9 protein-coding genes are annotated in these 11,591 nt (G+C 36.5%); 4 read left to right on the top strand and 5 right to left on the bottom strand.

Going from position 1 to position 11,591, the window contains the following annotated elements:
* Positions 1-334 precede the first annotated feature (334 nt).
* The gene (locus ACMGDK_RS19450) at positions 335-946 is read right to left on the bottom strand and encodes a Crp/Fnr family transcriptional regulator (protein ID WP_436809466.1); all 612 of its coding nucleotides are present in this window, start codon (positions 944-946) and stop codon (positions 335-337) included.
* A 391-nt stretch (positions 947-1,337) separates the two neighbouring features.
* Positions 1,338-2,102 carry a C45 family peptidase gene (locus ACMGDK_RS19455; RefSeq protein ID WP_436809467.1) on the bottom strand — a complete coding sequence of 255 codons (765 nt, stop codon included), beginning with the start codon at positions 2,100-2,102 and terminating at the stop codon, positions 1,338-1,340.
* A 303-nt stretch (positions 2,103-2,405) separates the two neighbouring features.
* Here ACMGDK_RS19455 and ACMGDK_RS19460 point away from each other — a divergent pair, with 303 nt between their 5' ends.
* From ACMGDK_RS19460 to ACMGDK_RS19470, 3 genes are all read left to right on the top strand, one after another.
* Positions 2,406-3,512 (top strand): helix-turn-helix domain-containing protein, encoded by a 1,107-nt coding sequence (locus ACMGDK_RS19460; protein ID WP_436809468.1) that lies wholly within the window; start codon positions 2,406-2,408, stop codon positions 3,510-3,512.
* Between the two features lie 121 nt (positions 3,513-3,633).
* Positions 3,634-4,959 carry a S41 family peptidase gene (locus ACMGDK_RS19465; RefSeq protein ID WP_436809469.1) on the top strand — a complete coding sequence of 442 codons (1,326 nt, stop codon included), beginning with the start codon at positions 3,634-3,636 and terminating at the stop codon, positions 4,957-4,959.
* Between the two features lie 136 nt (positions 4,960-5,095).
* Positions 5,096-5,932 (top strand): GLPGLI family protein, encoded by an 837-nt coding sequence (locus ACMGDK_RS19470; protein WP_436809470.1) that lies wholly within the window; start codon positions 5,096-5,098, stop codon positions 5,930-5,932.
* Positions 5,933-6,530: 598 nt separating this feature from the next.
* On the opposite strand, the gene ACMGDK_RS19475 is transcribed toward ACMGDK_RS19470, so the two are convergent.
* The 3 genes from ACMGDK_RS19475 to ACMGDK_RS19485 all read right to left on the bottom strand — a co-directional run bounded on the left by ACMGDK_RS19475 (position 6,531) and on the right by ACMGDK_RS19485 (position 9,786).
* Positions 6,531-7,370, bottom strand: a complete 840-nt coding sequence (locus tag ACMGDK_RS19475) for a cyanophycinase (RefSeq protein WP_436809471.1) — start codon at positions 7,368-7,370, stop codon at positions 6,531-6,533.
* 51 nt (positions 7,371-7,421) lie between these two features.
* Entirely contained in the window at positions 7,422-8,222 is an 801-nt protein-coding gene (locus ACMGDK_RS19480) for a cyanophycinase (RefSeq protein ID WP_436809472.1), read from the bottom strand.
* A 1,315-nt stretch (positions 8,223-9,537) separates the two neighbouring features.
* Positions 9,538-9,786, bottom strand: coding sequence for a hypothetical protein (locus ACMGDK_RS19485; protein WP_436809473.1), 249 nt, complete (start codon positions 9,784-9,786; stop codon positions 9,538-9,540).
* A gap of 568 nt (positions 9,787-10,354) precedes the next feature.
* On the opposite strand from ACMGDK_RS19485, the gene ACMGDK_RS19490 reads away from it, so the two are divergent.
* Entirely contained in the window at positions 10,355-11,590 is a 1,236-nt protein-coding gene (locus ACMGDK_RS19490) for an exonuclease SbcCD subunit D (RefSeq protein WP_436809474.1), read from the top strand.
* Position 11,591 lies beyond the last annotated feature (1 nt).

The raw sequence follows: 11,591 nt of genomic DNA on the forward strand, positions 1-11,591 counted from the left end.
TTGGTATAATATTTCTTCGTTAATTAACATTCAAAAAGTGTTCATGAATAGAGAACTTTAGCAAGTTAGTTTATTTATATTAGAAAGTGGCATTATAAGTCATTAATTATCAATATCTTTTGCAATTGAACTTATTAATCTTGAGCATATGTTTTATTTACATAAAAAAGTACACTTTTCAGTGTACTTTTAAATTTTATAACAAAACTGCCTTTACTGTTTAATAATTATTTATACCTCTTGAAACCCTGGAAAACACAATGATGGAGAACAAATTTTTCGATATCGAAAATAATTTTTATTATCGATATAGATAGATTTCTTATTTTGTTAGTTAACAAGTAAATGTACCTAATAAAGCAATTTTCCATTCATGATCTTTAATGTGCTTTCTTTCTCCATCAGTTTGATAGCTCTTACAACTGTTTCCACTCGCAGGCATGTCATAGATGCAATCTGCTGCCGGGGTAAGTGGAACTTGATAGGAATATGCTTTATGGTCTTGCTGGCCTGCTTTAAGATCATTTAAGATTGTTAAAATTCTACTTCTAGGATTAGAAAAGCAAATACTATGCAATAAATAAGCATAATGCAGTCGTCGGGCAGACTGCTTATACAATGCTATTAACAGGTCAGGATATCGTTTTATTAATTCATGGTAAACTGATCTATCGAGCTGTAAAACTATGGAGTCTTCCAATGCAATTGCTCCCACTGAATAAGCCTCTGTACAAAACAAAAATGTTTCACCAACAGCGTCACCTTTTGATAAGACAGCATGAATTATTTCTTTACCATCCCTATAATTAATCACCTTCACACATCCCTGACTAATTTGGAAATATTTGCTTACCGGCAAATTTTCACTGAACAGTGGTTCGTTTTTCTTATAATTAACGAATTCCGCGCCAAATTTTATTAGTAAATCCTCTGTTATAGGCATCATCTCGACTATATTTTCATATTATCTCATAGTTCCTATTATTCCCAAAATTAAGAATTACAATCATATCCTTTTATGATTCCCGTCATAATCAGCCCAGATATCATATGTGTTCACTTTATAACCAACATTTAATATCAAAGTTGTACCCGCGATTTGAAAGTCTATTGCATCGATTAACCGAGCTACATCTGAAAAAACTTTATGATTACCTCCTTGATACGTATATAATTATATCGGTATTTATATATTTTTGCGAATCACGAGATTGTCAACTTTGTCACTGAGCATTAGCAGTGAAATATAATACTTAAAACTTGCAATCAGGGAATTCAAACTTCTTTGCACTAAAGAAGATCATGCTACGACCACTGTTCTGGATTCCGTAATATTTCTAATGGGAAAAATAACTAGCCATATCCAGATGGTGTATCCCTCGATTTAATTCCTTTTTTAAGGAAATGGTAATCGGCCTTGAAAAATCACCTTTATAATACAAATGGATTTTCCCGGAGCATAGGTCAGCAGCCATTGAATAATTGGTGATGATGTCACCAGGCTTTTTCTGTGCGGTTTTTTCCAACAGGAAAGTCACGTTCTTTAAATGATATATTCTATCTTCAGCCAAATATTTAATTGCAGTGTCTCTTCGCCAGCAAGGCTCATAATAATTATTATTCAGAGCATAATTGGTAATTGCAAAATTTCTGCTTGTTCGCCGTATGATATAGCTCCCATGAATAATAGCATAGTCTCCGCCGGCATCACCAATAAATAATTGGGCTGCGGTTAATCGCACAAGATTAAACTGTGAAATGTAATTTATGGCTTCCCCTACTGTTTTACATCTCCTAAGCACATCTGTAACTACCTCTTCACTTCTGTCTTGCTTATTCGGATCATTTATAGCTGGGATTTCATCTATTGCAGTATAATCCATAAACAGACCATATTCATTCATACCTCCTTGAGGGTTCTTATACATTATGCTGTTCAGTTTCACATCAGCCGAAAGTTCAGTCCAGATCATATAACCATAATGTGTTTTCACAGTTGGATAATACCATAACCTGTAAGTAAGTGAAGATACCTCATCTTCATTGTTCCCAACCCATACATGTTTCCCATCATTGGCCATAAATATAGTACAGGCAATCATTTTTACAGAATTTGTGAAACATGAGAGCATTAAAAAACAGATATAAATTTTATTTTTCATATTGTTATAATTTTAGCTACAAACTTATCAAGCGGGCCAAACCCGAATGTTCGCATTTATCCATCTGAACAGAAGTCTCTTCTTCTTTTAATTTCTGTTGGGGCATTAGTTGAATATCTTTAAAAATGTATTAAGAAGTTTTTTTATGTAGTTTGAGCAGTTAAAGCACTATTGTACAGGTTCTTTTTCTATAATACTTAAATTTTGTACATTTATTCAGGAATCTTTTTAATATTGCTGCACATGAATGCTTTCCTGATGTCCTTTTCTGGTGGCACTTGCCTGCTATTAAGTTTTATACTTATTTTCTATCCTCTCGGAGAGAACCTAAAAGCCAACCGATGGCTTGCTTTGTTTGTCTTTATGATGGGAAGTTCATTTCTTGAAATCAGCCTTGGAGAGTTTGCATATCGCTTTATTTATCTTAAGATTGGTCATAATGCCCTGCAATTTATTATGGCACCCAGTATTTTACTTAGTACTTTATATTTTGTTGATTCTACTAAATCTTTTGGAAAAAAAGATCTCTTGCATTTTTTGCCATTTATCATTTTTGTTGGAATCACATTACTGGGCTCGTTTGACAACAGGAATCTGATAACCATGAAGCTGTTTAGCATCAGTTCCACGAACTTTCTTGTCCGTGATATTTTGCCTCTGCAACTCGCAGTATATATCATTTTGAGTTATCTTGCCTTGGTCCGCTATAAGAAAAACCTACGTAACATATCTGTTGCTACATCGGGAATAAGTCTGAACTGGCTTATGTATTTTTTATTAACTTTAACTTTTGTACTGCTTTTCTGGATCAACGATGCTTTGATTGGACAGCCTCAGATGCTCAAAGCAATGCCTATCATATATACAAGCGCTGTTTTTTTTCTGGCCAGTTTTTCATTCAGACAGAAAGTTGTTTTTGAGACAAATGTACAGTACGACAAAATACCATTTTTTGACTCTCCTCTACAGCGCGCGCCAAAAAAAGAACGGCTTTGTAAATCTAAGCTAGCTGAATTGTCGGAGGAGTTGAACAGGTTAATTTCTGAGGAAAATATTTTCCTGGATAATGAACTGAGTCTTCCGGTTTTGGCAGGTAAGCTCGGGATCAGTGTTCACGATACTTCTTATCTGATCAATGAAGTGACCGGCAGCAATTTCTATAATTTTATTAATAGTAAAAGGGTGGAACATGCAAAACGAATACTGACTTCTGGTGAAGCAAAAAAATTCAATATGGTCGGAATTGCTTTTGCTTCCGGCTTTAACTCAAAGACTGCTTTTAATACCGCTTTTAAAAAGTGGACTGGAATGTCACCTACAGAATACGCCAGCATTAGTAGCGGAAAGTAAAATCTGTTCGAATATATCCACCCGAACAGTCCAGACTGTTTTTTAGATTAATATTGCTCCAGAAACAGCACTAAGACAGCTGCTGGTTTTCCAATAAAGTCAACTTTTTGATACAACCGACATGCACAGAAGAATCCATTTCTTAATACTTATTTTGGCGTTATTGCCTTTCAGCCTGACACTATATGCTCAGAAGCCTGCCACTGAATTGATGGCTGCAGAGAAAAAGCTTGTTATCGATTCCGTTAGCAAGAAACTTAAAGATATCTACATATTTCCGGAGGTAGCCCAGAAAATGGTTACGATGCTTTCGGCTAAATACAATAATGGAGATTACGATGCTATTACCGATCCCGCGCAATATGCAAGCAAACTTGCAATGGACCTAGAAAATGTATCACAGGATCGACATATCAACATTACCTTTGACCCTGCCTGGGTGCAAGCCAGTAAAAAAGCAATGACTAAAAAGGACAGTTTGGATCTGGCGAGCCGGGATTTCCCCAACGCACGTGCCGATAATTTTGGATTTAAAACCGTGAATATACTGGATGGCAACATCGGCTATCTAAATCTCACAAGGTTTTACGACCCTGCAATGGGAGGTGAAACAGTAACCTCAGCTATGAATTTCCTGGCCAATACTGACGCACTCATTATTGATTTACGCGAGAACGGTGGAGGGCGTGGAGATTTGGTACAACTGGTTGCCAGTTACTTTTTTGATTCCAAACCTATTATGATTGCAGATGTCTACTCAAGAGAAGATAACCAGCACAGACAAGACTGGACACTACCCTACGTATCTGGCAGGCGCATGATAGATAAACCCTTGTATCTGCTAGTCGGTCCAGCTACTTTTTCAGCAGCTGAAAGCTTGTGTTATTTTTTGAAGAATCGCAAACGAGCCATACTGGTCGGCCAGGTCACAGGTGGCGGAGCTCATCCGGTCCATCACCAAATGCTTACCGACAGATTTACCATTTTCGTTCCCTATGCCAGATCCATAGATCCAGTCACAAATACAGACTGGGAAGGAACCGGCATATTACCACATATTACCGTACCGGAAAAAGAAGCAATGACTGTTGCTCACATAGCCGCCTTAGAAGGTCTGCTGAAAGGGCAAGCTGAAAATCGAAGCACTACATGGGCACTGGCGGCTCTGAAAGCACATATTAAGCCTGTCATTATACCAGAGGCAACTCTGAAATCTTACACAGGGAGCTATGCAGGCGGAATTAGAAAATTGACTTATGAAAAAGGAGAATTATATGTTCAACGATCTGGCGAGCCTAAGTACAAGTTGATTCCATTAACCGTCGATACTTTTCATATTTTAGAAATCCCGTATATACATATTAAGATAAACGTGGAAAATGGTAAAAGCGTCAGTTTGGTTAGACGGTACAGAGATGGAAGCAATTTAAAAGATTCAAAAGACTGATGCCTTATAAAAAATTATTAAACACTTTATCTGTAAGTGTATTACCGTCTGGCATTATAGTAACAATCTAAAAACTACAGCGCATTTAATGACGGTTCTTAAATTTTCCATGTTTTTAACTTAAAGTAATTAATTTGTGAACCCTATTTTTTCTCTATCAGCATTATTCATGATCGTATTTGTCCACTCTCAGACTCATAGGTTTATTTATGAACTACAGTACAAAATGGATTCGACAGAAGCAGGTTATGAAAAACTGAATATGTTTCTGGATATTAGTCCAAAGGAGGTCAAGTTTTACGGACACAATTTAATGATAACTGATTCTTTAAATAAAAGATTCGGCACGAACAATAGCTATACTGATATGTCGGGACAGATCGTAAAGCGAAAAATCAATACTTTTGATAATATAAATTTCATTGCGATTAAAGAAGGATATTATTCTTATAAAACAAATGATAAAATCAGTTGGACTATTTCGGATGAGGTAAAAAAAATGGAAAGTTATACCCTTCAAAAAGCCGTTACCCAATTTGGAGGACGTAAATGGACTGCCTGGTTTTGTAAAGACATTCCTTTCAATGAAGGGCCTTATAAATTCCGCGGGCTGCCGGGACTTATTTTTGAGCTTACAGATTCCCGAAAGAATTTTATATATAATTTAATAATAAGCCAGGAGCTTACAGGCACTTATTCTACTGATAATTTTGTAGAGTCAAACTTCGGAAATAAAGCAATACCTATTAATGAAAAACAGAAATATAAGCTGCTTATAAATTTCTACAATGATCCCTTTGCTTTTGAGAGAAATAACTTCAGCAAAACAAATACCGACTTAAAGATTAATATCAACGGCAAGGAAATACATACTATTGATGAACTGACTAATCAGACTAAAAATATGCAGGAGGTGATCAGAAGATATAATAATCCTATAGAAATAGATAAAGCTATTCACTATAAAGAATAAGTATTTTGTGACTGGAACTATTTTTGTGACAAAATTTTTATTCTCTTTAATGCTGTCAGAAAAAGTATCCAGCAGTATCCAAGGCTTCCGGTAAAAACTACGGTCAGAGCTATTAAAACATAGAGCGACAGACAGCCGTTGAAATTTCGACTGTAAGTTTTATTTATATAGTGTCCCGGTTATCCTTTCCTACGAATCCAGACAGACATATGTTCTCTGTTGATTTAGGTATTATTGTTCAGGGGTGCCATTTTATTTCACAAACGCAAAGTACATAGCAGTTTGCAAATCCTTCATCATTCATAGTCTGTACCATATTTAGAGCACATCTTTTTTGCTTCAAGCTGTCCTGAGAAAGTGGTACAAAATATGAAACCCTAACTCATACTAATAGCATGGCAGCTCCGTTGGGACAGAGAACACAAGCTTTACAACTTATACATGCAACCAGAATAGCACTGGATCCAACATCTCTCCTTCCGTACTTTTGATGCCAAATTTTCAGTGTCAGATCTAAGCTGCATAATTTAATTTTAAAGAATAACTTTGATCAAATCAGTGGGAGCCGAACACAGAACCTTGTATAGTATCGAAAGATCTAAACCTGGCTACCATCCATCTCACCAGTGATTAGATCGATGTGGCATCCGTCTGTCATGAGGTGTACTTTAAGACCTTCGGCATACACCGGATCGCCATCCTTTACAGAATTTATATTAGTTTGATTCATGTTCTTTGCACTTATTATAACAACCATTCCCGAACCTTTACAGATTGCAGTATTTCCGTTTTCGATCAATAAGGCTGTATCTTCACCTAATCCAATTCCCCAATGCTCTGGGTATAGTACGGCTGCATGAGCTAACCTTCCAAACCTTCCGCGATGTACAAAATGCGTGTCCACAATACAGTTATTGATCAATCCGAGACCTGTACGCAGTTTAATGTCATGATCCACAATAGCTTCGCCATTAACTGCTTCAGCAATGACGATTTCAGGCATACACATGGCACCTGCACTTGTTCCTGAAATCATAAAATCCCTATCGTTTATGTATCTTTCCAAAAGAATATTGTTCACGACTGACATTTTAAGTTCTTCACATATTTTGTTCTGGTCGCCGCCTGTGAAAAAAACTGTTTTGGCATCAGCTATTCTTTTTAAATGATAATCTGTGTGAATTTGCTGGTCAGAGATATCCAGGAAACCAAAATTTGTATATCCGATTTCTGTGAATGTTTTCTGATAGGTTTCCTTCATACTTTCTGGTTCAGAACTTGCGGTAGTAATTACTTCGATGCGATCATCTTTCGATTGAACAAGAAGCTTGAGAATCTCGTGTGGTGAAAAATCATCATTGATATTTTCCATCTTTACTTCTGTTCCTTTTCTATCTTCTTTACCACCAATTATTAATAATTTTCCTTTTGGATTCATAGCTTGTTTTTTATATTTACCCCCTATATAAGAGAAGTGTTAATGTTTTATTTATGATATGGTATCACCACTTTTAAGATTGATTTTGCATCCATCAATCAGAATATGACCCTTAAGATTTTTCGGATAGATAAAATCCGGCCTGTAATCAGGATCTGTCTTTTTAATATGTCTAGCATTTATCACCATAATAGTCCCGCTCCCCTTGCAGGTTGCCAGGTATCCTTTTTCGATAATCAATGCAGTGTTTTCTGCCATTCCTATTCCTAGGAACTGCTGATGTTTTATAGCTGTTAAAGCAAGCCGTTTAAAATGGGCAGTCTGATACTGTGTGTCTATAATACAGTGGTTAATAAAGCCCAACCCCGGCTCAAGATTTATCATATTATTTTCACCCTCAAGCATCATAATTCCAGGAATACATTGGGCTCCCAGACACAGACCGGCAATGGTGAAATGACTTTCGTACAGATATCTCTTGTACAAAAGACGTATCACGGCAGAATTTTTCAGGATACTGTAAATCCGAAACTGTTCACCAACAAAAAGGACTGTTTTTGCTTTTAATAAACGTTCCAAACAATGCTTTTCATCCAGATGATTTTTTATATGCAGAAAACCATAATTGCTGAATCCCATACGGCCTAAACTGTCACTGCATTCTTTTCGGAAATCAGCTGATGGTAAACAAGCTGATGTGATGATCTCGATCCGGTCATCTTTTCTTGAAGTCAAAACATTCAGAAACTCCGGAGCAACATTAAAGCGGTCAGAATGATTATTTCCAGTTTCTCCTTCATCCGTTTTGTCTCTGGTATTTCCTATGATGAGTAATCTGCCTGCGGGAGTCATAATAAATCTTAAAGATTAATGAAATTTGTGTGTCATTATATTTTTATACCGATTATAATAGCTTAAAATAATATAATGACGAATTTGTTATTCCAAACTTAGAGAATAAATGACGTTACGTTTATGATGTGAATCACAATTGTATAAATTGATCATTAATATGTATGGTTTTCAGTTACAAACAGCCATTATGATATCGATCAAAAAATTCTGGAACTTTCGGTCTTATCTTTGAAGCTATATATTAATATACTTACATTATGAATGGAGTTTTGACTCAATTTTTAGTAGTATTGGGTTTGAATTTCCATTGCGAAAAACCTTTCTTAATACCAAAAACATAGTTTTATTCCATATTAAAAAGGATAATTTTGTATGATTGTCCGTTTCTGTAGAGTTGTACTATATTTACAGATATTGCACTCTTAACTCCCTAATCTTTTTCCCGGTAATGCTCAGCGTCGTAATATTATCTTTTACGAATAGTCCGATTTCTGATGAATGTAAAAATAATATATTTTGCTAAGTCTGGACTACAGGTACATCATGTTGTATTCAAATAATATAACATTTTGCAGTGTGTATCCATAATAGCAGCAGATACTTATTGCTTGAAAAGTCTCAGATGATTAGTAATTATTCCCTGATAATATACTCATTCGTAGTTTTTTACTAATCCTGTTTTTATATACTTCAAGCATTATTTTTACTCTTTAATTCTCTGCTAGGATCAATGTTTGGTCACTATGTTTTTTTCAAGTTGTGATTGAGGCATGCTATACAGAAAAAGTTTTAAATAAAACTTTCGTTATGATTTTCCAGCTATTGGATCATAGTTGGAGGATAAGCATCTAAATAAAGCCTAAGCAATTGACTTGATCAGCGTAAATAAAAGCAATCCAAGCGAATACCTTCGAAATCTACAAGAAATTCTTAAGGGATATTGCGAAAAAAATCCCTATCTAATCACAGCGGAAATTTCCAATTGGGATCTATCCATCCCGGAAGTCGCAATTCACCTATAGTTATGTTAAAAAGAATAGGTAGGATACATTTCTAAATGTATCCTATGTTTTTATTTGTGCAGCCGGAGATTCAATTTGTTCATTGAGATGATCTGGCCATCTTACTTATCTTTTTCAAATACCCTTAGCTTATCTACTTCACTTTTCAGCACTTCATCAATGTTTATTTTGTCCTTCGTAAACGAAAGTATAGCAGTACCATATTCTCTGGTATATCTGTTTGAAAGAGAATCAACCTTTATAACTTTTTCAAAAAAAGGAACTGTTTTCTTCCATTCATTTTCGCTCTCTCAAGATGTTGTCACACGGATCAAATTTTGGTATTCCGTATCAAAATTGAACCAGTTTATGTAATCTGCACTCAGCGATACGGCACGGATGTCACATTTTGAATAATAATTTATGGCTCCGCATGACCAATTATCACATAACACCAAAGTATTGGTAGAATCCGGCATTTCTAAATAAGCATCATCAACTTTTTTGGAAAGTTCCACCCAGCCTAACATGTCCGCAAAATCCTGTGGTTGTGGTTGCATTTAAGAATAAACATCTTAAGATCCACCAACCAAACGGAACGCAAGCGAAGACAGGCAAAAAATTAAAATTTAGAAATAGTAACCCTTAAGCTTTCTCATTTATGCAGGAAAGTACAAAAATACCTGAGTAGCATAATGTTACTTTATTATACAGAATCTTACAGATGATGAGATAGGAGCGATCTCTACGGAGATTGATAGTATTCTGTAGGTCCGGAAGATCTAGTTATAAAGTATGTTCCGTATAAAAATATACGTCATTTCCTTACTGTTTTCCGTAAACCCATCTTGTTTTATATAAGTAGTTTAGCCAGATATTTTGATAAAGCTTAAGGAATTTATGAAGAGCATGCAAAATTGCTTGAATTTTAGTCGTGGTTTTGAATTAATTATTAAATTGCATCAACTAATAACTCTCACCATGAAAAACCAAATACACAATCCTCTTTAATTTAACAACCTGCTTCATCAAAAGTATGGAATGATTTGTCCGGAGATTAATAGGCAAGTCAGGTCTTCATGTATCCCCAATTATTGAGATACAGACTAACCGTCCTAAAACTGTATTATGAAATTTTTACACACTGCAGACTGGCACATTGGTCAGCTGTTTCACGAATATGATCGCAGTTATGAACACCAGCAGTTTCTAAGTTGGCTGGTAGAAACTTTAGTAGCTGAAAAAATCGAAGTACTGCTGATCAGCGGCGACATCTTCGATAGTTCCAATCCATCTGCAGCCTCAGTTCGGATGTTTTATCGTTTTCTCAACCAGGCAACAACAGTATTGCCAGGTCTACAAATTATCATTACGGCAGGTAACCATGATTCGGCGGCACGTTTGGAAGCACCGAAACCTTTACTGGAATCTTCTAATGTTCATATTATCGGCTTAGTAGAAAAAGATGCCGAGGGAAATATTGATTACGAAAAACTGCTTGTTAAAATAAATGATGCTTCGGGAGCTATCAAAGCCTGGTGTCTGGCCATTCCTTTTCTGCGTATGGGCGATTATCCGGCCATTGCTGACTGTGCCAACCCTTATACCGAAGGTGTGGCGGTTTTATATCAGGAGGCTTTCAACTATGCAGAACAACATAAATCGGAAGACCAACCCATCATTGCCATGGGACACCTGCATGCCCAACAGGCAGAGGTCACTGATCTTGATAGAACTGAAAGGCTGATCATGGGCGGTGTGGAATGCATTTCAGCCATGGCCTTTCATCAGGATATCAAATATGTAGCGCTGGGACACATCCACAAAGCACAAAAAATTGGTGGAAAGGAACATATCCGTTATTCGGGCAGTCCCTTGCCGATGTCTTTCTCCGAAATTCATTACAAGCATCAGGTGATTGTTTTTAATCTTGAGCAGGAAATCAGCAATCTGAAAACCGTAGAAATCCCGCTGTTTGTGCCGCTGCAAAGGGCTCCGCTTCAATATAGGCCTTTGCATGAAGTCATTTCCCTTTTGGAACAATTGCCATCAGCCGATTCCAATCTGGAAAACCTGCCTTATCTGCAAGTGAGAGTCTTGCTGGAAGGACCTGAGCCCGCTTTGCGCCATATAGTAGAAACAGCACTAGCCGGTAAAGGCGTCAGGCTTGCGAAAATCGATGTCCAATATCCGAGTTCAACTAAAGAAACACCGAAGCTGATCACACCTGAAAAGCTGAATGAACTGCAGCCGCTTGATGTATTCGGCAAAGTCTACCAGTCCCGATACAACAGCGAAGTTCCTGATCATCTGTTGCAGCTCTTTCAGCAGGTGGTGCAGGAAGTAAACCATAAAGCCGAATAAG

This window comes from Chryseobacterium hilariae, assembly GCF_051400735.1.
GTDB lineage: Bacteria > Bacteroidota > Bacteroidia > Flavobacteriales > Weeksellaceae > Chryseobacterium.

Excerpts from the sequence above, each read along its gene's own strand:
- ACMGDK_RS19460 (WP_436809468.1), top strand. The coding sequence starts at position 2,406 with ATGAATGCTTTCCTGATGTCCTTTTCTGGTGGCACTTGCCTGCTATTA.
- ACMGDK_RS19450 (WP_436809466.1), bottom strand. The coding sequence starts at position 946 with ATGATGCCTATAACAGAGGATTTACTAATAAAATTTGGCGCGGAATTC.
- ACMGDK_RS19475 (WP_436809471.1), bottom strand. The coding sequence starts at position 7,370 with ATGAATCCAAAAGGAAAATTATTAATAATTGGTGGTAAAGAAGATAGA.
- ACMGDK_RS19490 (WP_436809474.1), top strand. The coding sequence starts at position 10,355 with ATGAAATTTTTACACACTGCAGACTGGCACATTGGTCAGCTGTTTCAC.
- ACMGDK_RS19455 (WP_436809467.1), bottom strand. The coding sequence starts at position 2,102 with ATGATTGCCTGTACTATATTTATGGCCAATGATGGGAAACATGTATGG.
- ACMGDK_RS19485 (WP_436809473.1), bottom strand. The coding sequence starts at position 9,786 with ATGCAACCACAACCACAGGATTTTGCGGACATGTTAGGCTGGGTGGAA.
- ACMGDK_RS19480 (WP_436809472.1), bottom strand. The coding sequence starts at position 8,222 with ATGACTCCCGCAGGCAGATTACTCATCATAGGAAATACCAGAGACAAA.
- ACMGDK_RS19465 (WP_436809469.1), top strand. The coding sequence starts at position 3,634 with ATGCACAGAAGAATCCATTTCTTAATACTTATTTTGGCGTTATTGCCT.